The organism is Clostridium sp. (genome assembly GCF_032552055.1).
GTDB lineage: Bacteria > Bacillota > Clostridia > Clostridiales > Clostridiaceae > Clostridium.
Genome location: NZ_JAWGSV010000008.1, coordinates 1 through 25,389, shown reverse-complemented (window position 1 = coordinate 25,389; position 25,389 = coordinate 1). Strand labels below are relative to the sequence as shown.

Annotated in this window: 22 protein-coding genes; all 22 read right to left on the bottom strand. The window is 29.8% G+C overall.

Going from position 1 to position 25,389, the window contains the following annotated elements:
• Positions 1-13: 13 nt before the first annotated feature.
• The gene (gene uvrC, locus E6248_RS01370) at positions 14-1,885 is read right to left on the bottom strand and encodes an excinuclease ABC subunit UvrC (protein WP_316339059.1); all 1,872 of its coding nucleotides are present in this window, start codon (positions 1,883-1,885) and stop codon (positions 14-16) included.
• Positions 1,886-2,034: 149 nt separating this feature from the next.
• Complete coding sequence (locus E6248_RS01365) at positions 2,035-2,583, bottom strand: dTDP-4-dehydrorhamnose 3,5-epimerase family protein (RefSeq protein WP_316339058.1); 549 nt, start codon at positions 2,581-2,583, stop codon at positions 2,035-2,037.
• Positions 2,584-2,925: 342 nt separating this feature from the next.
• Positions 2,926-4,392 carry a penicillin-binding protein 2 gene (locus E6248_RS01360; RefSeq protein WP_316339057.1) on the bottom strand — a complete coding sequence of 489 codons (1,467 nt, stop codon included), beginning with the start codon at positions 4,390-4,392 and terminating at the stop codon, positions 2,926-2,928.
• 31 nt (positions 4,393-4,423) lie between these two features.
• Positions 4,424-5,659 (bottom strand): FtsW/RodA/SpoVE family cell cycle protein, encoded by a 1,236-nt coding sequence (locus E6248_RS01355; protein ID WP_316339056.1) that lies wholly within the window; start codon positions 5,657-5,659, stop codon positions 4,424-4,426.
• 10 nt (positions 5,660-5,669) lie between these two features.
• Positions 5,670-6,125 carry an FHA domain-containing protein gene (locus E6248_RS01350; protein ID WP_316339055.1) on the bottom strand — a complete coding sequence of 152 codons (456 nt, stop codon included), beginning with the start codon at positions 6,123-6,125 and terminating at the stop codon, positions 5,670-5,672.
• 75 nt (positions 6,126-6,200) lie between these two features.
• A complete protein-coding gene (gene uvrA / locus E6248_RS01345; protein ID WP_316339054.1) occupies positions 6,201-9,026 on the bottom strand; it encodes an excinuclease ABC subunit UvrA in 2,826 nt (941 codons plus the stop codon).
• 144 nt (positions 9,027-9,170) lie between these two features.
• Complete coding sequence (locus E6248_RS01340; RefSeq protein ID WP_316339053.1) at positions 9,171-10,067, bottom strand: radical SAM protein; 897 nt, start codon at positions 10,065-10,067, stop codon at positions 9,171-9,173.
• A gap of 2 nt (positions 10,068-10,069) precedes the next feature.
• Positions 10,070-11,461, bottom strand: a complete 1,392-nt coding sequence (locus E6248_RS01335; RefSeq protein WP_316339052.1) for a WG repeat-containing protein — start codon at positions 11,459-11,461, stop codon at positions 10,070-10,072.
• A gap of 233 nt (positions 11,462-11,694) precedes the next feature.
• Complete coding sequence (gene uvrB / locus E6248_RS01330) at positions 11,695-13,668, bottom strand: excinuclease ABC subunit UvrB (RefSeq protein ID WP_316339051.1); 1,974 nt, start codon at positions 13,666-13,668, stop codon at positions 11,695-11,697.
• A 387-nt stretch (positions 13,669-14,055) separates the two neighbouring features.
• On the bottom strand, positions 14,056-15,324 hold the full coding sequence (locus E6248_RS01325; RefSeq protein WP_316339050.1) for a PDZ domain-containing protein: 1,269 nt from the start codon (positions 15,322-15,324) through the stop codon (positions 14,056-14,058).
• Between the two features lie 11 nt (positions 15,325-15,335).
• Complete coding sequence (locus E6248_RS01320) at positions 15,336-16,589, bottom strand: S41 family peptidase (RefSeq protein ID WP_316339049.1); 1,254 nt, start codon at positions 16,587-16,589, stop codon at positions 15,336-15,338.
• 121 nt (positions 16,590-16,710) lie between these two features.
• Positions 16,711-17,604, bottom strand: a complete 894-nt coding sequence (gene ftsX, locus E6248_RS01315; RefSeq protein WP_316339048.1) for a permease-like cell division protein FtsX — start codon at positions 17,602-17,604, stop codon at positions 16,711-16,713.
• Complete coding sequence (gene ftsE, locus E6248_RS01310; protein WP_316339047.1) at positions 17,594-18,280, bottom strand: cell division ATP-binding protein FtsE; 687 nt, start codon at positions 18,278-18,280, stop codon at positions 17,594-17,596. Before ftsE ends, ftsX begins: the two co-directional genes overlap by 11 nt.
• A 151-nt stretch (positions 18,281-18,431) precedes the next feature.
• Positions 18,432-19,268, bottom strand: a complete 837-nt coding sequence (locus E6248_RS01305) for a YitT family protein (RefSeq protein WP_316339045.1) — start codon at positions 19,266-19,268, stop codon at positions 18,432-18,434.
• Between the two features lie 43 nt (positions 19,269-19,311).
• On the bottom strand, positions 19,312-20,157 hold the full coding sequence (locus E6248_RS01300; protein ID WP_316339043.1) for a YitT family protein: 846 nt from the start codon (positions 20,155-20,157) through the stop codon (positions 19,312-19,314).
• A 254-nt stretch (positions 20,158-20,411) separates the two neighbouring features.
• On the bottom strand, positions 20,412-21,356 hold the full coding sequence (locus tag E6248_RS01295) for a transketolase family protein (protein WP_316339042.1): 945 nt from the start codon (positions 21,354-21,356) through the stop codon (positions 20,412-20,414).
• Positions 21,356-22,180: a transketolase gene (locus E6248_RS01290; protein WP_316339041.1), complete on the bottom strand. Its 825-nt coding sequence runs from the start codon at positions 22,178-22,180 to the stop codon at positions 21,356-21,358. The genes E6248_RS01295 and E6248_RS01290 overlap by 1 nt, the downstream gene beginning before the upstream one ends.
• Before the next feature lie 266 nt (positions 22,181-22,446).
• Positions 22,447-22,800: a type II toxin-antitoxin system PemK/MazF family toxin gene (locus E6248_RS01285; RefSeq protein ID WP_136007681.1), complete on the bottom strand. Its 354-nt coding sequence runs from the start codon at positions 22,798-22,800 to the stop codon at positions 22,447-22,449.
• 8 nt (positions 22,801-22,808) lie between these two features.
• Complete coding sequence (locus tag E6248_RS01280) at positions 22,809-23,051, bottom strand: hypothetical protein (protein ID WP_316339040.1); 243 nt, start codon at positions 23,049-23,051, stop codon at positions 22,809-22,811.
• Positions 23,052-23,269: 218 nt separating this feature from the next.
• Entirely contained in the window at positions 23,270-23,881 is a 612-nt protein-coding gene (locus E6248_RS01275; protein ID WP_316339039.1) for a germination lipoprotein GerS-related protein, read from the bottom strand.
• Between the two features lie 582 nt (positions 23,882-24,463).
• Positions 24,464-24,832 carry a holo-ACP synthase gene (gene acpS / locus E6248_RS01270; RefSeq protein WP_316339038.1) on the bottom strand — a complete coding sequence of 123 codons (369 nt, stop codon included), beginning with the start codon at positions 24,830-24,832 and terminating at the stop codon, positions 24,464-24,466.
• A gap of 134 nt (positions 24,833-24,966) precedes the next feature.
• The gene (locus tag E6248_RS01265) at positions 24,967-25,269 is read right to left on the bottom strand and encodes a DUF6514 family protein (RefSeq protein ID WP_316339037.1); all 303 of its coding nucleotides are present in this window, start codon (positions 25,267-25,269) and stop codon (positions 24,967-24,969) included.
• Between the last annotated feature and the right edge of the window lie 120 nt (positions 25,270-25,389).

The window sequence follows — 25,389 nt, the reverse complement described above, 5'->3', positions numbered from 1 at the left end:
TATAATCACTTTGTTACTTTTTTTCCTCTGTCTTAAAGTAACTTATTATACTATTAGCCGCTTTCTTGTCTATACTTGGAGTTTCCAATAGCTCTTCGTAGGTTGCATTCTTTATATTTTCAACACTTCCAAACTTCATTAAAAGATTTCTTCTTCGTCTTTCTCCAACATTAGGAATATCCTCTAATATAGAATGTAGTGTTCTTTTATCTCTTAAGGTTCTATGATATGTAATTGCAAATCTATGAACCTCATCTTGTATTCTTCTAATCATTTGCATTAAATTCGAACTTCTATTTATAATTAACTCATTATTATTATAAATTATACCTCTAGTTTGGTGCTTATCATCTTTAACTAAACCACAAACAGGAATGCTTATATTTAGACTATCTAAAACTTCTAAAGCTACATTTACCTGTCCCTTACCCCCATCCATCATAATAAGATCTGGGAAACTAGAGAATTTACCACTTGAAAAATTTAGTTGCTTATCTTGGATCTTCTTTATTTCTTCAAGTCCATGTTTAAATCTTCTTTCTAGAATTTCTCTCATACTATCATAGTCATTAGCACCTTTAACGGACTTTATCTTAAATCTTCTATAATCACTATTTTTAGCTCTTCCTTCTTCAAAAACTACCATAGTACCAACTGAATCAACCCCCTGAATATTAGATATATCATATGATTCTATTCTAAAAGGTGGTTCATCTAAATCTAGCATATCTTGAAGTTCTTGTAGAGAAACCCTATTTATTTCTTTTTCTTTTAAATACTTATCTTTAAATTGCTCAAGAGTAATTTTAGCATTTTTCTTAACCATCTCAAGCATATCTTTCTTTTGTCCCTTTTGAGGTATCTTAACCCAAGCCTTAGCCCCTCTTTTAATAGTTAAAAACTCCTCAATAAGCTCAGTATCATTTATATATGGTAAATAGATTGTTTTAGGCACCTTTGCCGTACCACCGTAAAATGAAGTAATAAAGTCCTCTAATACCTCGCCTACTTCATCACCAGCAGTATTTTCACAGATAAAATGCTCTCTACCAATTATCTTACCATCTCTAGAGAAGAATACTTGAATACAACTATCCTTTTCATCCTCATAAATGTTTATGAAGTCCTCATCACCTTCCATAGTCTTAAATATCTTTTGCTTTTCAACTATAGCTTCAATTGCAAGGATTTTATCTCTAAACTTAGCTGCCTTTTCAAATTCTAATTCTTTTGAGGCATCTTCCATTTCTTTTTTCAACGAATTTACTATTGTCTTATCTTTTCCATTAAGTATATCCATGATATCACTTATCATTTTACCGTATTCTTCTTTTGTAACATAACCTGCACAAGGAGCATCACATTTTTTTATATGATAATTTAAACAAGGTCTAACTGGAGTACTATTTTCATTAATTAATAATTTGCAGGTTCTTAATGGAAATATCTTATTAATTAGAGTTATAGTTTCATATACTGCTGTTCCGTTTGTATATGGTCCAAAGTATTTCGCTCCATCCTTTGCATATTTCCTAGTTACAAAGACCCTAGGAAAATCATCATTATTAGTTATTTTTATAAATGGATAAAATTTATCATCCTTTAATGCAATATTATATCTAGGACTATATTTTTTAATTAAGTTACATTCTAAAATTAAAGCTTCCATCTCAGAATCAGTAACTATATACTCAAATTCAGAAATATTCTTTACCATTACTTTTACTTTTTCAGAGTGATTTTTTGAATTTTGAAAATAACTTTTTACTCTGTTTTTTAAAACTTTTGCCTTACCTACATAAATTACTTCACCAAGACTATTTTTCATTATGTAAACTCCTGGCTTTTCTGGTAGGTTTTTTAAATGGTATTCAAAATCAAACATTTAAATTACTCCTCCAAATAATCATTTTGCAAGATTAATTTTATCACTACTAATAAATAATACAATAGAAAAGTAACTCTAAAAGAGATAATTTACATATAGTTTTATTATCTCCTCTAGATTTTAGTAGAAAAATTTATCTCTCTTAATTAAAAAGGCGAAGTAAAATCTTCAAACTTTGGCCAAGTTGTGTCCTCATTCTCAACTAAAACCTTGTTATAATCAAAACTCCAAGGTATATCTAAGGAATTCCAGTGAACTCCTCCCCTTAAGCTTCTTATAAAAGGCTTAGTAACTTTATAATAAATTAGTGCTTCTTTATTTCCCTTAATGTAATATCCATGAGCACACCCTGATGGAACATATATTAAATTTTTATTTTCTTCATTGAGATTTACCTTAGTAAACTTTCCGAAGGTTTTTGATTCTTTTCTTAAATCAATTACTACATCTTCGATTTCCCCAACTATACATGTAATTAATTTATCATGTCCCTCTGGTGGCAATTGAAAATGCATACCTCTTACAGTCCCTGATTTCGCTATTGCATAATACTCCTCTTTAAATTCTGTACTTAATCCATATATATTAAACTGACTTTCACTAAAAATTTTAATTAAATCGCAAGTACTCTCCATAGATACTGTTGGCGTAATTAAGTAGCAACCTTCAACTTCTAAACCCTTAACCCTAAACATAAATAATGTCTCCTTTTGTCCTTTCGTATTGAAAATTTGTCATATTTTAATATATGCTTAGGGTTAATTGATTTGTTCCACCTAGCCTTAGTATGTAAGAAAATTTACTTCCGAACACACAGAAGAAAAATTAAAGAATTAAAGAATTAAAGAATTAATTAATTAATTAATTAATTCAAGAATTAAAAAATGAAAAAATGGTGGAAAAAAGCCGTTATTGACAACTTTTAGATTAAATATTAAAAGGCTGCAAAAGCAGCCCTTTAATAAAAACTTTATTTTGAGTGATTTTGAAAAAATCACATCCTCAATTTTTCATTCTTAATTCTTCATTTTTCATTATCAATAGCCTAGTGTTGCCATTCTAACTACTTTCGATGCTATATCTGCTGCTGAACCTGCTCCATTTTCACCTTCTTCAACTATTACAGCTACTGCAATTTGCGGATCATCTACTGGTGCTAAGGATATAAACCATCCATGAGGTATTCCTTCTGATCCATCTTCTAACATATAATCAGCTGTACCAGTTTTACCACCAGCATTTGTACCATCGAAGGCTGGCCATCTATATATATTGTTAGATACTAAATATCCCATATACTCTTTAACAGTACCTGCAATATCCTTAGATATTACATCTTCCTTTAAAGCTTTATTTGGATATTCTTTTATAGTATTTCCATCCTTATCTACTATTTTATTAACTAATTTAGGTTGCATTAAGACTCCATCATTTGCAACAGTTGCTGCTACTATAGCCATTTGCATTGGTGTACTTAATACACTACCTTGACCTATACCACTTTGAGCAATGTTACCTATTTCTTCAGGCTTTAATGTTGGGAATTTGCTTGCTGGTATGCTTACGCCAGTTCCATTAATCCTTGAATTGAATCCAAATCTTTCAGATACTTCTTTAAGCTTTTCATTTCCCATTTCCATAGCTAATGTTCCAAAAACTACATTACTAGAAACCCTATATGCCATTTGTAAGCTAAGATCTCCATGAGCTTGCATCATATAGTTATTTAATTCTCTACCATCAGGGAAAGTAATTTTACCTGTATCACTAAAAGTTCTATTTACTATACTAGGATCATTTTCTAACGCTGCTGCTAATGTTACAGTTTTAAATACAGATCCAGGTGGATACATACCATCAACCGCCCTATTTAGAAGCTTAAACTCTTCATCTACTCCTGTATTAGCATCTTCTATTGTTTGCTCTAAATTAGTAGGATCATAAGTAGGCTTAGAAACCATAGCTAGGATTTCTCCTGTCTTAGGATTCAAAGCTACCACAGCTCCTTTTAAATCACCCATAGCATCGTAAGCAGCCTTTTGTATATCGTGATCTAAAGTAGTTACAATACCATTCCCAACCTTTTCTTCATCTCTATTTTCAAAGGCCTTCTTTATATCAAAATCGCTTAAGAAGCTTCTTAATCCATTACCGAAACTATTATATTTTGAAAGCTCAGAATCGAACTCTTCTTCCAAACCAGTTAGTCCAAATCTTTCATCTATATATCCTAATGAGTGAACATATAAATCACCATAAGTATATTCCCTACTTTGGCTATCTTTATCAATCCTAACACTATTAGTTAATGCTTCTCCGTCTCTTGAGTAAATAGTTCCTCTTAAGACTTCATTTCTCTTTGCCCAAAGTCTTCTGTTACCTGTATCATTTGCTATGTCAGGGCCTTTAAAGACTTGGAAATATGCTATATATGATATTAGGGCTATAAAACAAAATAGAAATATAACCATAACGTTTCTCACACTCTTAGATAATTCTTTCATAGCTCCTCCTTATTATAATATCTAACACCTATTAGGCCTCAGAAATTTTTTGTAATATGCCTAATGCAAAGAACATAGTTAACATAGAACTACCACCATAACTAATAAGAGGTAGTGTTATACCTGTTAAAGGTATAACAGTGAAAATACCACCTATAATAACTAAGGTTTGACAGGCTATCATGGTACTAAATCCAACTGCTACTAATTGACTAAATGCATCATTAGTAACAAAAGCATTTCTAATACCTCTATAAAATAATAAGAAGTATATTATCATTAAACCAACTGCAAATATCATTCCAAAATCTTCACATATTACTGCAAAGATAAAATCACTTTCACTTGCAAAGATTAAATCAGGAGCATATCCTTTTCCAAGACCAACTCCACGCAATCCTCCAGAAGCTATTGCATAAAGACCTTGAACAATTTGATATCCCTCATCATGGGCATACTGCCATGGATCTAACCAAATCATAACTCTTCTCTGAACGTGTCCAAACACTCCATAAGCCCCTAAAGCTCCCACTGCTGAAAGCCCTAAGCAAGTAAATACGTACTTCTTCTTAGATGTTGCTATGTAAAGCATAGTTACTGATATACCAAAGAAAATTAATGTAGATCCAAGATCTGTTTGTAAAACCATACATACTAATGAAAACATTACTACTAATGCTGGTTCAATAAGCTGCTTAAAATCTTCTTTGATAACATTCTTACTTTCATATTTAATTAAAGCAGATGCTAAATATAAAACTAATGCTATTTTCCCAAACTCAGAAGGTTGAAAGCTAATTGGTCCTAAGTAAACCCAGTTCATAGCTCCATTAGTTCTTATTCCAGTTACTAATCCAAATATAAGTCCCATAGGCATTAATATTAAGGTTAATATCATATATATCTTCTTATACCCAGCAAAGCTTTTTAAATCTGGCATGGCTACAACTATAGTTATATAAGCTACTATCCCAAGGACTGCCCAAACTAATTGCTTTAATGCAAAACTAGGATCTATTCTATATAATACAGCTATTCCTACTACTGCAAGAATACTCGAAAAAATTAATAGAAACTTATCTCCTTCTGGATAAAACCTTCTAATAAGGTAATGAGAAAATCCTATTATAATACATAGAACTACTCCTATAATTAATGCCTTTGTATCAAAGGGCTTTTGTAATAACCCTAGGTTTGTAAATAAAAGTAAGCATAATAAATAAATTAATTTAAGAACTCTTTTTTCTAACTTTAACGTCTTATTCATATCCTCACCTCTATTTTTTATCAGCTCTTATAACCCTAAAAGTTGCACTTCCTATTCTTATCTTATCGTTAGCTTTAATCTTACAGCGTCCCTTTACTTTTCCATCATTAACAAAGACACCATTAGTACTATTTAAATCTTCTACTTCTATCTCATTATTTCTAACTATTATTTTAGCATGACTTCCCGAAACATATTGATCAGTTAATCTTATAGTATTTCCTTCTTTTCTACCTATAGTTAAGCTATCATTTAATAATAAAACTGATCCCTCTTCTAAGCTTGAGTTATCTCCAGCACTTAACACTTCTATTCCAAAATTTCTTACTGCTGAAGATGGCCTTCTTCTTCTTCCGCCACCCTTAACATCCTTGTACATTATTTTTAGTGCATAATAAATTATAAAATACAAAATTATTATAAAAATTACACCAAAAACAAATGTTATTAGTTCTGAAAAACCCATATTCCACCTCTAAATTACTATTATATTACCATTATATATTAAAACTTATAGCCAAAAATAACAAGAGTAATAGCCTTATCTTAACATCTTTTTAAGATATTGGCCTGTATAAGATTTCTTAACCTTCGTTATCTCTTCAGGTGTTCCAGTAGCAACTATTGTTCCTCCCTTATCTCCACCTTCTGGTCCTAAGTCTATTATATAATCAGCACATTTTATCATATCTAAGTTATGTTCGATTACCACTACTGTATTTCCTGCCTCAACTAATCTTTGTAGAATTTCTACTAATCTACTTACATCATCAATATGAAGTCCTGTAGTTGGCTCATCTAAGATATATAAAGTTTTTCCTGTACTTCTCTTTGAAAGTTCAAAAGCAAGCTTTATTCTTTGAGCTTCTCCTCCTGATAATTGTGTTGATGGCTGACCTAATCTTATATATCCAAGTCCTACATCATATAATGTTTCTAACTTATTTTTTATTCTCGGAAGATTTTCAAAAAACTTCAATCCTTCTTCAACAGTCATATTTAGGATATCATCTATTGTTTTTCCTTTATATTTAACTTCTAAGGTTTCTCTATTGTATCTCTTTCCCTTACATACTTCACAAGGTACATAAACATCTGATAAGAATTGCATTTCTATTTTAATTATTCCATCACCTGTACAAGCTTCACATCTTCCACCTTTAACATTAAAACTAAATCTTCCAGGTTTATACCCTCTCATCTTAGCTTCTTGTGTTGTTGAAAATAGCTCTCTTATAATATCAAATACACCTGTGTATGTAGCTGGGTTTGATCTTGGAGTTCTTCCTATTGGACTTTGATCTATATCTATTATCTTATCTATATTTTCATGCCCTAAAATTTCTTTATGAGCTCCAACAGGATTTTTACTTCTATTTACAAGCTTATTTAATCCCTTATATAATATTTCATTAACTAAAGTACTTTTTCCTGAACCTGAAACTCCAGTTACAGTTGTTAAAGTCCCTAAAGGAATATCAATACTAACATTCTTTAGATTATTTTCTTTAGCTCCCTTAACCTTTATAAAGTTTCCATTACCTTTTCTTCTTTCAGTAGGAACTTCTATCTTCTTTTCTCCTAGCAGATATTGTCCTGTTATTGATTCTTTAGTGTTCTTAATTTCATCTAAAGTTCCTGCTGCAACTATTTCTCCACCATGTTCGCCAGCTCTCGGTCCAATATCAACTATAAAATCTGCCTCTCTCATAGTATCTTCATCATGCTCAACAACTATTACTGTATTTCCCACATCTCTTAAATTTTTAAGAGTACCTATTAGTTTATCATTATCTCTTTGATGCAGTCCTATACTTGGCTCATCTAGGATATATAATACACCCATAAGAGCTGATCCTATTTGCGTTGCAAGTCTAATTCTTTGAGATTCACCACCTGATAATGTACCTGAGTTTCTTGATAAATTTAAATAATCTAGCCCAACATCTATTAAAAACTGTAGCCTGCTTTTTATTTCTCTAATTATCTGATCACTTATTATCGTATCTTTTTCAGAGAATTCTATTGATGAAATATATTCTAATTCATCTTTTATAGATAACTTAGTAAATTCATTAATATTTTTATCTCCAACTCTAACTGCTAATGCTTCTTTTTTAAGTCTTGCTCCATTACACTTTGGACATGGATTATCACTCATATATTGTTCAATTTCATTTTTTATATAATCAGAATTAGTTTCTCTATATCTTCTTTTTAATGAATTAATTTCACCATCATATGCATAATGATATTGTGAAGTAACTCCTTCTTTGGTATAAGTAACATTTAACTTTTTGCCATTAGTACCATATAAAATTAAATCTAAAGCCTTTCTACTAAGCTCTTTTACAGGTCTACTTAAGTCTATATCATACTCTTCACTTAATGCTTTTAATATAGAAAATGTCCAAGAATCTCCCTTAAGTCTTCCCTCTCCCCAAGTAGCAATAGCTCCTTCTAATATACTTAAATCCTTATTAGGAATAACTAAGTTTTCATCTATCTCCATTAGAGTTCCTAATCCATCACAGTTGTCACATTTACCAAATGGCGAGTTAAAGGAGAATAATCTTGGAGCAAGTTCATCTATACTCATTCCACACTGATGACAAGCAAATCTTTCACTATACAGTATATCTTCGCCATCAATGATATTCATTACTACTAATCCATCTGCTAGCTTTAAAGCAGTTTCAATGGAATCTGATAATCTTCCTTCAATACCATCCTTAATTACTATCCTATCCACAACAGCTTCTATATTATGCTTAATATTTTTCTCTAATTTAACTTCTTCTTCAGTTAGCTCATAAATAGAACCATCTATTCTTGCTCTTACAAATCCACTTCTTTTTATGCTATCAATAACTTTTTCATGAGTTCCCTTTTTACCTCTAATTACTGGTGCTAGCACTTGAAGTTTAGTTCTATCCCCAAGAGCCATAACACTATCCACAATTTGATCCACAGTTTGTTGTTCTATTGGAATTTTACATTTAGGACAATAAGGTTTACCTACTCTTGCATATAATAATCTTAGGTAATCATATATTTCAGTTACTGTCCCTACTGTAGAACGTGGATTTTTACTAGTTGTTTTTTGATCTATAGATATAGCTGGTGAAAGCCCTTCTATATACTCTACATCTGGCTTATCCATTTGACCTAAAAATTGTCTTGCATAAGATGAAAGAGACTCTACATATCTTCTTTGCCCTTCTGCATATAGGGTATCAAATGCTAATGATGACTTTCCTGAACCTGATAGTCCAGTAAATACTACTAACTTATCTCTAGGTATTTCTAAAGAAACATTTTTTAAATTATGTACCTTAGCACCCTTTATTATAATTTTATCCTTCATTTCTAATACCTCTTCTACTTTTACTTATTCTTCGAACAAGCGTTCTTTACTCTATTCTAAATTTTATTATATTTATTGTCAACTAAGAACGGTTAACAATTAATAATTAATAATTGTCAATTTTTCATTGGGCAGTTTTGTTGCCTACACTCCCTCAAAATTAAATAAAGGAATAAAGCTTTCCTTATCTGTTCCTTCTTCCTGTATAAATCCATTTTCCACCCCTATACTTACTGCATAATCTATAATAGCTTCATAATGCTTTTGATTTAATGGCTTATTTAATTCTGGGTAAACCTTAACGTGTTCAAGAGGTGTGTACTGATTCATTATACTTATATAGACCTTATTTCCATATGTACTGTGAATATAGTCTATTATTTTCTTTGAATCAAATAGCAAGCCTGGAAGCATAAGATGTCTTATTACTACCCCTTTTTTTATTATTCCATTATTATCGAATTTAACTTCTCCAACTTGATTTACCATTTCATCAATAGCTTCTTTTGCATATAAGAAATAATCTTTTGCTTTAGAATATTTCATTGAATACTTAGTATCAAAATACTTCATATCTGGTAAATAAACATCTATATAACCTTTTAAAAGTTTAATAGTCTCTACTTTTTCATAACCACTACTATTATAAATTACAGGTAACTTTAGTCCCTTTTCCTTTGCTATTTTTAATGCTTCAATAATTTGAGGAACATAATGGGTAGGAGTAACTAAATTTATATTTAAAGCTCCCTTTTCCTGTAATTCTAAGAAAATCTCAGCAAGCCTATCTATAGTTATTTCTTTTCCAAAAGAGCATTGACTTATATTATAGTTTTGACAAAAAACACATTTTAAAGTACAGTAAGAAAAAAATACTGTACCAGATCCAATACTACCTGATATACAAGGTTCTTCCCAATAATGAAGGGCAGCTCTTGCCACCCTTATATTCTTTCCTGCCCCACAATATCCAACTTTATCTTTTAACCTATTTACACCACAATTTCTTGGGCACATATTACAACTTTCTAATAACTCCATACTTATCTCCCTAGATAATTTAAAAACTTTTGACCATATTTATTTAAATAATAAATATCATCACCCTCTTCTATACTTAAAAGTCCATTTCCTTCAAGTTTTATATAACTAGATTTTATACTTTTATCTGTAATCTTTGTATCACCATAATAAATATCTATCTTTTCACCAAAAAAACCATCTTTATAGCAAATAAAGAAATTATCCATAGCTTCTATATCTGAATACTTATTAGGTATCATTTCCTTACCATTTAAATCTATTACAGTAAACTTATTAGATTTTAAATCTTCTATTATAAAATAATCTCCAACTACTGTTGATGTATTGTAACTTATATCTGAATTTTCAGCTTTAAAATTTATATTACCATTAGTGTCTATCAAAATAATATTATCATAAAAATCATAAAAAACTAAAACATTTGATTTAGAATATCCTGAAAAATAATAATCAAATGGTAGTCTAAACAGTTCATTAAAATTCTTATCTAAGGCTACTAATTCTAATGAATTTAAGTCTTCTCCTATAATGATTCCATTAACAAAACTATAATATGAGTTATCAAAACTTATATTATCTAATTTTACTTCTTTTAAATTTTTATCAATTAATATTGATTTACTAGAATCACTTAAAACTGCATATCCTTCTGAAAATCCACTAATATTAATATATTTTAAAGGTATAACCTCTTGACCTTTTTCATCAATAAGTCCATACATACCATTTAATTCTACTTTAGAATAGTCATCATTAAACTCCTCTATATTCCTATATTCTAACCCTCCTACTTTTTTGCCCTCCTTATTTAAGTAGACTGTACCTCCATCTGTACTATTTCTATCACTTGCTAATATATAATCTCCTTTTATATCAAAAAGTACATATTCCTTAGTAATAAATAATTCTTTACCTGATTTATCTATAATAGCCTGAGTACTATCGCCTAAACCAGCAATTGCTAGTCCATTTTTAAAACTTCCTAATTGAGAGTACTCTCCTTCAATCACCATATTTCCCTTGTAATCAATATATCCATATTTCCCTTCTATATAAACAGCTGCTAGCCCCTCTGAAAAACTATTAGCTATTTCATATTTAGGTTTTATAACAATATCACCATAGGCATTTTTAAACCCATAAAGGCCACCTTCACTATAGGTATATAATCCTGACTTAAATTCTTCACTATCTAAGTCCCTATTTATGCTTAGTTCATCATTATTTTCAGTAGATGCTTTAACTTCAATTAATTTAACATCTCCATCTTTAATATACTCATCATAACTAGATAATCCTATTTTAATAAAAATCGTAACTAAAGAAACTATTAAAAGCAAAACTAAAGTAATTAATAAAATTATATATTTTTTCCCTAACCCCTTAGACATAATTTTCCCCTTATAAAACATTGTTTTAGTTATATTATTCCATATTTTCTTTAAAACAACAATGTAAAAAGGTAATTGATATAATAAAAGAACTTTATATTATTATTGAAGGTTTAAAATATAAAATACTTAAACTTTCATATAAAATATAAAGCTCTCTATTTAATTAATTACTATTTAAATTGAATACAAGGAATAAACTAATACCAAATAGTAATAAATTCTATCTTTAATTATTTACTATTTAAATCATTAATTATATCACGAAGTTCTGCTGCTCTTTCAAATTGTAAGTTCTTAGCTGCATCCATCATTTCATCAGTATATTTCTTAATTAATTTCTTCTTATCTTTTGCTGATATCTTAGAATCAGGTGTTTTTGCAGTATATTCACTTATTTCCTCTGCAACCTTAGTAGCCTCAATTACTTCTCTTACTTCTTTAATTATTGTTTGAGGTGTTATTCCATGCTCTTCATTATACTTAATCTGAATTTCTCTTCTTCTTTCAGTTTCCTTAATAGCTTTATCCATAGACTTAGTAATATTATCTGCATACATTATTACTCTACTCTCTGAATTTCTAGCCGCTCTTCCTATAGTTTGTATTAATGAAGTTTCAGAACGTAGGAATCCTTCCTTATCTGCATCTAATATAGCAACTAATGCAACTTCTGGTATATCTAATCCTTCCCTAAGTAAGTTAATACCAACTAATACATCATATTCACCAAGTCTTAAATCTCTTATAGTCTTCATTCTCTCAATAGTATCTATATCCGAGTGCATATAAGTAGTTTTTATCCCTAAATCTTTAAGATACTTAGTTAAGTCTTCTGCCATTCTCTTAGTTAATGTAGTAATTAATGTTCTAAAGCCTTTTGCTGTAGTCTTTTGGATTTCTGCATATAAATCATCAATTTGACCTTTAACTGGTCTAATTTCTATAACAGGATCTAATAATCCTGTTGGTCTAATTACTTGCTCTGCAATATTAGTTGAATGATCTAATTCATATTGGCTTGGAGTGGCACTTACAAAAACAATTTGATTTATCTTCTCCTCAAACTCAGAAAACTTTAATGGCCTATTATCATAAGCACAAGGTAATCTAAAACCATAATCTACTAAAGTATTTTTTCTTGATCTATCTCCCGCATACATTGCCCTACATTGTGGCAGAGTAACGTGACTTTCATCTATAAACATTAAGAAGTCATCTGGGAAATAATCTATTAGCGTTTGTGGTGGAGTTCCTGGTGCTCTTCCATCTAATATTCTTGAGTAGTTTTCTATACCACTACAATATCCCATTTCTCTAATCATCTCTATATCAAAATTAGTTCTTTGCCTTAACCTTTGAGCCTCCAATAATTTTTCCTGACTATTAAGCTCTTTAAGCCTATCTTCAAGCTCATCTTCAATTTGGCCTATAGCTTTTTCTAAAACTTCATAAGAAGTAGCAAAGTGAGAAGCCGGCGAAATAGCCACATGAGTTCTTTCTCCTAGAATATTTCCCGTTAAAACATCAAATTCTCTTATTCTTTCTATTTCATCTCCAAAGAATTCTACTCTAATTCCCTTGTTAGAATATGAAGCTGGAATAATATCTAAGGAGTCTCCTCTAACTCTAAAGCTTCCTCTAGCGAAATCTATATCATTTCTTTCATATTGAATTTCTATTAACTTCTTTATTATTTCATCCCTATCTTTTATCATTCCAGGTCTTAAAGAAATAGTAAGCTTCTTATACTCTTCTGGATTACCTAGGCCATATATACAAGATACAGACGCTACAATTATTACATCTCTTCTTTCAAGCAATGCTGATGTAGCAGAGTGCCTTAATTTATCTATTTCATCATTAATTGCTGCATCTTTTTCTATAAAAGTATCAGTCTGAGGTACATATGCTTCTGGTTGATAGTAATCATAATATGAAACAAAGTATTCAACTATATTATTAGGGAAAAACTCTTTAAATTCAGAGCAAAGCTGAGCTGCCAATGTTTTATTATGTGCTAATATTAAGGTTGGTTTTTGAACCCTTTCTATAATATTAGCCATGGTATAAGTTTTTCCTGATCCAGTTACTCCTAAAAGTGTTTGCCCTCTCTCTCCATTTTCAATAGAATTTACTAAACTGTCTATTGCCTGTGGTTGATCTCCTGTGGGTTTAAACTTTGATACTATTTTAAATTCAGGCATCGTATCCCTCCTTCTCTACCTATATTTTCATTATACACCTTTTTTATAAAGTGATTCTTAGCTTCAGATGGAGTTTTCTTAAAAAGTAGAGAACCAAAATCTTGCATTTTGTGTGAATCACTTTCACAGATTGCAGGATGCCTACTCCATCTGAAGCCTAGAAGAACTAATCCAGGCGCGTGCAGTGCTTATCTCCCACTTTGAGAAAATGGAAGTATTAGCAATGCTAGCGATCGGATAAACCTATAACTTATGATGAAAATTATATCAAATTGGTAAAAAAAAGTACAGAAAGTAAGTTCCCCTTCTGCACTAAATGTATATTAAAAATATTTTTAAAACTAAATTTACTTAATAAAATGTAAAAGCTTTATTACAACTTATATACTATCTTTTTCTTTTCATTTCCTCTAAGACTTTTTTAAAGTCATCATTTTCTACACTTAAAGCACTTTTTACATCAACCATTCTAGGAACTACAAGCATACCTACTTTTTTATCTATTGGTCTAACTCTTAAATCGACTATTTCCCCGGAAATTTTCTTTATTTTAAAAGTAATTTCGTGAAAACTTTCTCTAACAGCCGTAAATATTTCAACCTCTGACATAGCTTTGCTTTTATTGACTTCAATAATCTTGTCGCCTCTTCTTATTCCTGATGCGAATGCTGGTGAATTTGGAGCTACTTCAAGTACAGATACTCCTTCATCATCAGTTACATATAAGTACTCACCACTATTTTCACTCTTATTTTGTATTTTAATCATTAGTTCATGACCTAAAGGTGCAAATATAACTACGACAATTTGTCCAATTATTCCAAACTGAGCAACTTGTGCTATTGCAGTTAGTAAAACACCATAAATTAAAATTCCAATACCAGAGTATAATGGCTTTTTATTTTTCCCCTTAGTAAAAGATACAGAATTATAGCTTACAACTCCATACAAGGGTAAACTTGCAATCATTGCAGTGCTTAATATTAGTAATGTATCAGCTCTATTTATTAAGGGCCACCAATCAGGTGTTGCAATAGAAGAAGTCATAGCACTAGATACATTTCTAGACATTGCAATAAAAATTGCTACTGGTAAAGCCCAATATCTACTATAAGCAAAGCCTCCTATTATCTTATTATCCTTATTTGAAAATACAGGTATAGCACCTCTACCTCCATCTATAATAACAAGAATACCTTCTACCACATGCATTAATCCAACAAATGTCATAAGTGAAAGTATATTAACATTTATAAGTGATTCAGTATTAGTTGCACCTGCTACTATACCTGAAATAATTCCTAAAGCACCAAGAGCAGCTCCCGAATAGGCAAAGCAAATAAATCTTTTCTTAACAAAAAGAAGTAAAATAGAAATCATAAACATTATTACTATGCCTGAATTTTCATTAAATACTATTCCTAAAGTACTTAACATTAGACTGATTATAACACCGCCCATAATTCCTAAAAATATCTGTGATAATGTTAACTCTAAAGGGGAGTTAATATTCTCCCCAATAGTCATTTTTTGAATTATTGCTATTCTTTTGTTTTTTAAATAAAACATTACCCCTAAAACTATTAACATAATTATATGCATTGGCTCTACTATTGCATATGCTACAGTTCTTAAGGTATATAGTATTAAGTCCATCTATGAGCCTCCTACTTTAACTTTTCCTTAATAACTTCTATACTCTTTATTAATTGAGTGTCTAAACTCTTATCATATTCCTTATTTAAAGTTTCTTCTGGAATAGTTACTTCTATATCTGGTGTAATACCTATCTTGTGTATATTTTCTCCATTAGGAGTGTAATACTTAGAAGTTGTAACTTTTAATCCACCTTTATCATCTTTTAAGTTGATTAATTGTTGTACAACACCCTTACCAAAACTTTTAGTTCCAACTATTGTTGCAAGCTCATAATCTCTTAAAGCTCCTGTAAGAACTTCTGATGCTGAAGCACTACCTCCATCAATTAAGACTACAAGTGGTAATCCTTGAGCGTCACCACCTACTGATTTATACTCTTGCTTCTTATCATACTTATCTATTGTATAAGTTACAACATTGCCTTTAGGTACAAACTCAGATGCAATGCCAATAGCTTCAGCTAAAGAACCACCAGGATTTCCTCTTAAATCTAAAATTAAGCCTTCCATTCCTTCACCCTTAAGCTGAAGAATTTTCTCTTTAATTTGTTTAGCACTATCTTCATCAAAGGATGATAATCTTATATATCCTATATTATCTTCAATCATTTCTCCTTTTACAATAGTTGTCTTTATCTCTTCACGAGGAATTGTAACATCTAGAATTTCTTCACCTCTTGATATAGTTAAATCAACAGATGTCCCAGCTTCTCCCTTTATCCTAGAAACTGTATTTTCAAGTTTAGGCTCTGCCATTTCCTCCCCATTTACCTTTAAGATTACATCCCCAGATTTCAAGCCAACCCTTTCAGCTGGAGAACCTTCTATAGGTGCAATAACAGTAACCTTCTCATCTTTAATGCCAACTTGAATTCCGATACCAACAAAATGGCCTGAAATTTGTTCAACAAAAGAGGCATATTCCTTATCATTCATAAACAGAGTGTATGGATCATTTAATGAATCTGTCATTCCTTTTATAGCTGCTTCCAACAGAGCATTATCATCAATTTCTCCATTATATCTTAAAAGTAAATTCTCCCTTACTTCAAACAATAAATCATATTTTTTAACATCCTTAATTTCACTTACATCCTTAGCAACTGCTTCACTTACATTTCTTAATCCTATATTTCCGTTAGTAAATGCACTTCCTAAATAAAAGAAAACAACGTTAGATAATATGAATACACCTACAATTATCACTATGTTAAGGCGCTTTTTTAACACATTTTTTCCTTTAGCTTTATTATGATTTTCCATCTCAACTACCTCCTTTCATATAGTCTAATTAACTACAAGTAAATTTCTCTTAATAATATTTTAAGTGGAGAAATTTCTCCACTTAAAGTATATAATTTATTCTCTCTTTTTATTAATAACTTTATACATCTAAGAACTTTCTTAAAGCAACTATACTTCCTAAAGCTCCTATTAATGTACCACCAGCTAGGAATCCCCAAGTTAAAACTCCTAAAATAAAGCTTGGTGGAACTAGTGATACTAAGAACATAGTAGATACTATGTATCCAAAAATACTTTTATATAGGAAATATAATAGCACACTTGCTAATAATGATCCTACAAATCCAATAATCATACCTTCTATTATAAAAGGCCATCTTATAAACCAATCTGTAGCTCCAACAAACTTCATAATTCCAACTTCTCTTCTTCTTGAGTAAACTGTAATCTTAGTAGTATTAGTTATTAAGAATATTGATACCCCTATAAATACTACAAATAAAACTACTCCTGCTATTCTAACTCCATCTATAAATGAACTTATAGTATCAATCATATCTTGTTGTTGCTTGGATATATCTTCAACACCTGACATTCCTTCAACAACTTTCGCTATATCTTCTGCATATATAGGATCTTCTAGTTTAACTATGAAAGAACTTGGAAGCGGATTATTTTGTAAGTCAAAACCTTGTAATAAGCCTGGATTATCTTTTAGACTTTCCTTAAAGTTTAAAAAAGCTTCTTCCTTTGATTCATAAACAACTTCCTTAACTCCTGATTGTTCTTCTAACTTTAGTTGTATTTCCCTTTGATCTATTAATTTAATTTCGTCATCTAAATTTACTTTAACTTCTACTTTAGACGCTACATCTTCTATAGCCTTATTAAAATTAAGACCAATAAGCATAAATGTACCAAATATAAAGAATGTTATTAGTACAGTTATCATAGCTGCAATACTTAAGGTTCTATTTCTTTTAAGACTCTTAAATGCATCTACAAAAAAGTACTTTAATGTATTAAATTTCATCTTCGTACATCCCCCTTGCTGTATCTCTTGCTATAGATCCTTTTTCAATAGCAATAACTCTCTTTTTCATGTTATTAACTATGTCTTTAGCATGCGTAGCCATCAATATAGTAGTTCCTGCTCTATTAATGTCCTCTAAAAGGTCCATTATTTCATTAGCAGTTTCAGGGTCTAAGTTACCTGTTGGTTCGTCACAAATTAATACTGATGGGTTGTTCACAATAGCTCTAGCTAAGGCAACTCTTTGCTGTTCTCCACCTGATAACTCATTTGGAAACATTTTATACTTATGTGAAAGTCCAACTAGAGATAATACCATAGGAACTCTCTTCCTAATCTCCTTAGGTTGAGCTTCTACAACTCTCATAGCAAAAGCAACATTTTCATAAACGTTTAAAGTAGGAATAAGTCTAAAATCTTGGAAAACCATACCTATCTTTCTTCTATAGTAAGGTATTTGCTTCCTTGTTACAGCATTTAACTTTTTACCTGCAACCACAATTTCCCCAACTGTAGGTTCAGTTTCCTTAATTAACATTTTTATAAAAGTTGATTTCCCTGCACCAGAAGGTCCAACTAAGAATACAAATTCCCCAGATTCTATAGAAATATTTACTTCAGATAAAGCTTTAACATTATTATCATATAGCTTAGATACGTTTTTAAATTCTATCATTCTCTAACACCTCACACATAAGCGTATTTTAAAAGCTATTAAACCTATAGCGTTATTATAGCATAACAAAGCTTAAGGAAAAACTTTTTTTCTACTTTTCTTCCAAATAAAATCTATATTTTTTAGTAATTTAAAAAATCTTATTTAAATCTTAATAATCTTTAAATCCTTCCCCTAAGGCTTCAGTTGATTCACTTACAGTTAAAAATGCCTCTGGGTTATTCTGTTTTATAAACTGTTTTAATGTAATAAATTGTTTAGATGATAGAACTGTATAAATAACTGTCATATTTTCCTTCGTATATCCACCCTTACCTGTAAGAATTGTACATCCTCTATCAATATCATTATTAATAAAATCTACCACTAACTGTTCTTTATTTGTAATTATAAACACTTGTTTAACAGGATTTATACCAGCAATGAATTTATCAACTAAATTTCCAATTAATATAGCACTTAAAAGTCCAAAAAGTCCTTTTTCAACACCAAAGGAATAAATAGCTAATAAAGTTACAGTACAATCTGCTAATAATAATCCTTGGCCTATTGGCAAATGAAAATATTTATTAATAATTTTTGCAACTATGCTAGTTCCACCAGTAGATGCATCTTGATAAAATGTTATTGCAGTACCAAACGCTAATACTGCTGAACCAAATATACATGCTAATACCATGTTATCAGTTATGGCTCTTGGGTTAAAAAAATTTTCAAAAACCCACATTATTACTGACATCATTACTGTAGCATAAATACTCTTTGCCCCAAAAGATCCTCCTATTAAGAAGAAAGCTAGTGCAAATAGTAATATATTAAATATAAAAACTAATATACTTGGATTAATATTAACTAATTGATTAATTGCTAAAGCTAATCCTGATACTCCACCTGCTGCTATATCTAATGGAAAGAAAAAATATTCTAATCCAAAAGCAACTATTGCTACACCTACAGTAGCTAAAAAATACTCTTTTAATTTTTGCATATGTGTATTAATCTCCTTATAATTAAATTGTCTCATCAAAAGATTATTGTATATTTTTAAATCCCTCTCCCATAACTTCATGTACTTCTCCAACTGTAATAAATGCATTTGGATCAATTTTGCTAATATATTGTTTAAGTTTTATAAATTCACTCCTACCTAAAACTGCATATAGTACACAAGTATCTTTTCCAGTAAAGCCTCCAACACCTTTTAAAAAAGTACATCCTCTCTCTAATTCTTCCATTATGAATTTTCCGATTTCATCACTTTTCTTACTTATTATAGTTACTTCCTTACAAACATGGAAGCCCTCTATAACTTTATCAATGGCAATTCCATTAATTATTACTGAAAGTAATCCATATAATCCTATATTTATACCAAAAGTAATTGCCCCTAATAAGGTTACTATAAAATCAACTGCTAATAAAGACTTTCCTATATCTATATGAAAAAATTTATTTAATATCTTTGCTATGGTATCAGTTCCACCTGTAGATGCATTTGCATTAAATACTATAGCCATACCTATTGCCGTAATTAAAGTACCAAAGATAGCAGCTAACATCAAATCATTAGTTATCGCTTTTGGTTCTAAAAAATTCTCAATAAAAGTCATCATTCCTGCTAAGCTAAAACTTGATACAATTGTTTTAACTCCAAAATTTTTCCCAAGAAAAATAAATCCTATTATAAATAAGAATAAATCCATTATAAACACTAAAGGCCCAGTAGAAATTGCTGGTATATAATGATTAATTACAATGGCTAAACCTGTTAATCCCCCTGCTGCTATATTATTAGGTATGAAAAAGTACTCAAGTGATAAGGCCACTAAAAAAACACCGACAAATATAAATAAATAATCTTTAAAACTTTCTTTCATATAAATCTCCTTTCCTAGAGAATCTTTATTATTTTCCCTCAGTTGTGATTTTCTATCCCTTTATAATTTAATGCTATACATATCCTATCTGTAAACATTATATTATTTTTTTAACTAATTGTAATCACTTTTATTTTCCTCTATATTATCATTTTAAAATCATTAAAATAATTAAAGGGTTGTCTTAGACAACCCTTTAACGGTAAATATAGCTATTTTTTAGTGATTTATTTAAATTTATATAGTAAACTAATTTATTTCTTTAGAGAAATTGCTTTCTTTGCCTTTAGAACTACATTAGAAGATGTTAATCCATACTTCTCTAGTAATTGATTTGGTAATCCACTTTCTCCAAATACGTCTTGAACACCAACCTTTAATACAGGTACTGGAACTTCTTCAGTTAAAACTTCAGCTACAGCAGATCCTAATCCACCAATAACATTATGTTCTTCAACAGTTACTAAAGCTCCTGTTTCCTTTGCTGCTTTAACTAATATATCTTTATCAATCGGCTTTAATGTATGTATATTAATTACTCTTGCATTAATGCCTTCTTTCTTTAATTCTTCCTTAGCTTCTAATGCAACATCTACCATTATTCCTGTTGCAACAATTGTTACATCATTTCCTTCTGATAAAGTCACACCTTTTCCTATTTCAAACTTATAAGTATTTGCATCATTTATTACATTAACTGCTGCTCTACCTAATCTTACATAACAAGGTCCATTATATTCAGCTATAGCTTTAATTGCAGCTTCTGTTTCAACTGCATCAGCTGGACATATTACTGTCATGTTAGGAATACTTCTCATTAATGATAAATCTTCTATTGCTTGGTGTGATGCACCGTCTTCTCCTACTGTTAATCCAGCATGAGTTGCACATACCTTTACATTTAATTTAGGATAACAAATTGAGTTTCTTATTTGCTCGAAAGCTCTTCCTGCTGCAAACATAGCAAAAGTACTTACATATGGAATCTTACCACAAGTTGATAAACCAGCAGCAACTCCCATCATATTTCCTTCTGCGATACCCATATTAAAGAATCTTTCTTCACAAACAGCCTTAAAATCTGCAGTTTTTGTTGACTTTGAAAGGTCTGCATCTAAAACTACTATATCTTTATTTACATCAGCTAAAGCAGCTAATGCTTTTCCATAAGCTTCTCTTGTTGCAATCTTCTTACTCATTATTTATCCCCTCCAATTTCTGCTAACGCTAGTTCACATTGCTCCTTACTAGGCGCTGTTCCATGCCATGAAGCTTGATTTTCCATGAATGAAACACCTTTACCTTTTACAGTATTACAAACAACAACTGTTGGCTTTCCTTTGAAGTTCTTTGCTTTTTCAATTGCATCTAAAATTTCATCTATATTATGTCCATCTATTACTAGTACATTCCAACCAAAAGCTTCAAATTTTTTATCTATTGGTGAAGGATTCATAACCTTAGTTATATCTCCATCTATTTGAAGTCCATTAAAGTCTACAAAAGCTGTTAGATTATCAAGCTTATAATGAGCTGCAGACATAGCTGCTTCCCAAACTTGACCTTCCTCAAGCTCACCATCACCTAAAAGTGTATAAACTCTATAATCTTTTTTATCTACTTTACCAGCTAAAGCCATACCTACAGCTGAAGATATACCTTGGCCTAATGAACCAGTAGACATATCTACTCCTGGTAAGCACTTCATACTTGGATGTCCTTGTAATCTTGTGTTAATCTTTCTTAATGTATTTAATTCTTCTACTGGGAAATATCCCTTTCTAGCTAATACACTATATAAAACTGGCGCTGCATGTCCCTTTGATAGTACAAATCTATCTCTGTTTTCATCCTTAGGGTTTTCTGGATTAATATTCATTTCTCCAAAATATAATGTAGTTAGGATATCAGCTGCAGATAATGATCCGCCTGGATGTCCTGAACATGATTCTGTAAGCATTGAAACTATATCCTTACGAATAGTTTTAGCAATGGACTTTAATTCTTCAACATTTTTACTCATCTTTCATCCTCCTAAGATTATATTTACTAGTACATAGTGTGCCGTTTTTTAACTAAATTTATTTTAGCACATCATTTTCTATTTGTATATACTATTAACCTTATTTTTTATTAAAAAACAAGACTTTTTAACTATAAGTGTTATACTATTTATCAATTGTGTATCACTTTTCTTTTAAAAATAATATAATAAAAGAAACCCTTACGGGTTTCTTAAGTATTTAATATACTCGATTATTAACCAAAATTCTTATTTAGTACTACTTTTTACGCTAAGCTTAAGCTAATTAATAAAGCTTTATTTACTTTTTTCATATCTGAATCTGTCATATGACCTATTTTTTCTTTTAACCTTTTCTTATCTAAGGTTCTTAATTGTTCCAATAATACTACAGAGTCTCTATTTAAACCATATTCCTCAGATGAAATTTCAACATGTGTTGGTAACTTAGCTTTGTTTATTTGAGAAGTTATAGCTGAAACAATTACTGTTGGACTATACTTATTACCAATATCATTTTGAATTATTATAACTGGTCTAATTCCACCTTGCTCTGATCCTATTACTGGGCTTAAATCTGCATAAAAAATATCCCCTCTTTTTACTACCATATTTGTCATTAGAAATATCACACTCCGCAAAGCCAGTTCTCATATTCATCAATATTTGCGTTTTCGCATTCAAAAGGAAGCTGTGAAAGCTCTAAATTAATTTTAGCCATCTCTTCGTAGCCTTCCTTCATAACTTTAAAAATATCCATATTTAATTGACCTTCATTATATTCTATTAAAGAATAATCAAGAAATTGACTGTTTTTTTTAATTTTTGCGACTTTTTTTGAAAATCGAATATTATTGACTTTTTTAGACATAATTTGCCTCCAAGTAGTAAAGAAATCTATGTATGAATTAATTATATTGCAAATTACGCCTCTTTGTCAAAACTTATGTTGAATTTTTTGATTATTTATTTAATTTATATAATTTTATCTATTCAAATATTTATATCCCTCTCGTAAAATCCTACATGCTTATGTACACTATTTTTTAATATATTATTGTAATAATTTTAAATATTGAACTGGTTATTTTAATTTAAAAATTCTTGATCTAATTGCTTTAACTTTTCAAAATCCTTATAGACTATTCTCACTCTATCCTTATTATTTCTATCATAGATAATAACTCCAATAGGTACCCTTTCATTTTTATCTATAAAAACCTTTGCCTTATTTAAATTATAGTTGTTTAGAAATAATTCACTTGTAAATTCAATATATTCAGTATCTCCCCATTCTTCTTGTCCTTCTTTTATTCCTTCGCTATCAATAGGATAAGATAATAAATTATTTAAAAAACTTAAAGAATATAGATCATCCATTTCCTCTTCTATAAAAAACTCTTTATTTGAAATATTATCTTTAACTAAAATTTTATCATCCTTGTATATTTTGGTTCTCTCTTCACCAAAATCAATTCTTCCACCAGTATCTTTTATGTAATATTGCTTAGTTTCTTGTCTTTCTTCATCTCTTGAGTTCATAATTACAAACTCCACATCAGTTGTATAAGCTTTTATTCCCTTTAATCTTTCTATTAACTCTTCATTAGTTGGCTGTGCTGTTAATCTCAATATAATAACTATAGATATCAAGATTACAGGTATAGATACTAAAAATCCTAGTAATAATTTTCTTTTCATATATACCCCTCTTATAAATTACTCATTATTACTAATATTAGACTTTATTAACATTTATTCATATAGTTAATAACCTTCAGTATATTTTCCATAACTTCTAAGGCTTCAGTAGAACATATTCGCAATTACTTCCAAAAATTAATCTCCCTCATCTGCTTGTCCATAGATATACACTCTAAATAATGCAGAAGCTACTACTTTATAGTCTTATACTTATACTCCCTCCTAAATGCTTATTAATCCCCCTCCCATACACAAGATTCCATTTTACTATTTCCTGTTGTATTTATGTAAATACCATATCTACCTGTTATAACTGTAATATATCTTTGTTAATAAAATAATAATTCCCTTTTTTGAATATCTTCAGAGCCTCTACCCTCTCTTAACAACTTAATGCCTTATACCCTATAAATACTCTCTTTATTACTTCAAAAGTATAAGTTACATTAGCCATTATAAAGACTCTTCTAATTTCTTCTGAATTTTATATTATTAACTTTCTAGTATAACAAATCTACATCCCCATTGTTCTCGTTTCCTCAAAATAATAAAAATTTATCCCTAAACTAATTATCTTTATTAAACTTCCTCTAATATTGCAAAGGCTATTGCATTACTTTTATTATGTGATATAGATAGACTCACTCTATAATTCTTTTCAATTATATTTGAAATATTTCCACTTAATAAAACTATAGGTTTACCTAGCTCATCTCTTAAAACCTCTATTTCTTTTAATGAGAACCCTCTAACTCCAGTTCCTAAAGCTTTGCTTATTGCTTCCTTAGCTGCAAAGTTTCCAGCAATAACTTCAAATCTCATATTCCTTGATTTAAACATTGAAATTTCTTTATCAGTAAATATATTTTCAAGAAACCCACTAGTCTTCTCTACCGCACTTTTAATTCTTTCAATTTCAATAATGTCTGTACCTACTCCTAAAATCATAAAATCACTCCTTATAATATATTTTACTATATTTGCGATTTTATTTCTTATCATAAGTTATAATAAATATATTACACTTAATTTAGCACACTATATTAAATTAATAATTTTAAATATAAATAACTAAAGTGTAACTAATTAAAATCTACTACGTAGTTGTCAACATATTCTCCTAATATGTCAACTAAGTGAACAGGTGATACTTGATAATTATGAATTAATGATAGCAACTCTCTAACCTTATCTTCTATATTAGATATTTTCTCAATATAATCTCTTTCAATAGCTACTACCTCCCCATCAACAATATCTTGTTTCTCTACCTCAATTCCAAATGCTTGTCCATTTAAATAAGATTCTTCTGTAAGCCTATATGAGTACTTTATTTCCTTTTCCTCATTTTTGAAGCTACTGTATAAACTATTAACAATCTTCATTATTATTCACTCCATTTCTCGTTAATTATTAAATAATACTTTTAATATCTATATTTAAAACAATATCACAGAAAATATTAAAACTATGTCAAACTATGTTTTGCTACTTAGAAAATATTC

Coding starts and splice junctions, on each gene's coding strand:
- uvrC (WP_316339059.1), bottom strand. CDS start 1,885: ATGTTTGATTTTGAATACCATTTAAAAAACCTACCAGAAAAGCCAGGA.
- E6248_RS01365 (WP_316339058.1), bottom strand. CDS start 2,583: ATGTTTAGGGTTAAGGGTTTAGAAGTTGAAGGTTGCTACTTAATTACG.
- E6248_RS01360 (WP_316339057.1), bottom strand. CDS start 4,392: ATGAAAGAATTATCTAAGAGTGTGAGAAACGTTATGGTTATATTTCTA.
- E6248_RS01355 (WP_316339056.1), bottom strand. CDS start 5,659: ATGAATAAGACGTTAAAGTTAGAAAAAAGAGTTCTTAAATTAATTTAT.
- E6248_RS01350 (WP_316339055.1), bottom strand. CDS start 6,125: ATGGGTTTTTCAGAACTAATAACATTTGTTTTTGGTGTAATTTTTATA.
- uvrA (WP_316339054.1), bottom strand. CDS start 9,026: ATGAAGGATAAAATTATAATAAAGGGTGCTAAGGTACATAATTTAAAA.
- E6248_RS01340 (WP_316339053.1), bottom strand. CDS start 10,067: ATGGAGTTATTAGAAAGTTGTAATATGTGCCCAAGAAATTGTGGTGTA.
- E6248_RS01335 (WP_316339052.1), bottom strand. CDS start 11,461: ATGTCTAAGGGGTTAGGGAAAAAATATATAATTTTATTAATTACTTTA.
- uvrB (WP_316339051.1), bottom strand. CDS start 13,668: ATGCCTGAATTTAAAATAGTATCAAAGTTTAAACCCACAGGAGATCAA.
- E6248_RS01325 (WP_316339050.1), bottom strand. CDS start 15,324: ATGGACTTAATACTATATACCTTAAGAACTGTAGCATATGCAATAGTA.
- E6248_RS01320 (WP_316339049.1), bottom strand. CDS start 16,589: ATGGAAAATCATAATAAAGCTAAAGGAAAAAATGTGTTAAAAAAGCGC.
- ftsX (WP_316339048.1), bottom strand. CDS start 17,604: ATGAAATTTAATACATTAAAGTACTTTTTTGTAGATGCATTTAAGAGT.
- ftsE (WP_316339047.1), bottom strand. CDS start 18,280: ATGATAGAATTTAAAAACGTATCTAAGCTATATGATAATAATGTTAAA.
- E6248_RS01305 (WP_316339045.1), bottom strand. CDS start 19,268: ATGCAAAAATTAAAAGAGTATTTTTTAGCTACTGTAGGTGTAGCAATA.
- E6248_RS01300 (WP_316339043.1), bottom strand. CDS start 20,157: ATGAAAGAAAGTTTTAAAGATTATTTATTTATATTTGTCGGTGTTTTT.
- E6248_RS01295 (WP_316339042.1), bottom strand. CDS start 21,356: ATGAGTAAGAAGATTGCAACAAGAGAAGCTTATGGAAAAGCATTAGCT.
- E6248_RS01290 (WP_316339041.1), bottom strand. CDS start 22,180: ATGAGTAAAAATGTTGAAGAATTAAAGTCCATTGCTAAAACTATTCGT.
- E6248_RS01285 (WP_136007681.1), bottom strand. CDS start 22,800: ATGACAAATATGGTAGTAAAAAGAGGGGATATTTTTTATGCAGATTTA.
- E6248_RS01280 (WP_316339040.1), bottom strand. CDS start 23,051: ATGTCTAAAAAAGTCAATAATATTCGATTTTCAAAAAAAGTCGCAAAA.
- E6248_RS01275 (WP_316339039.1), bottom strand. CDS start 23,881: ATGAAAAGAAAATTATTACTAGGATTTTTAGTATCTATACCTGTAATC.
- acpS (WP_316339038.1), bottom strand. CDS start 24,832: ATGATTTTAGGAGTAGGTACAGACATTATTGAAATTGAAAGAATTAAA.
- E6248_RS01265 (WP_316339037.1), bottom strand. CDS start 25,269: ATGAAGATTGTTAATAGTTTATACAGTAGCTTCAAAAATGAGGAAAAG.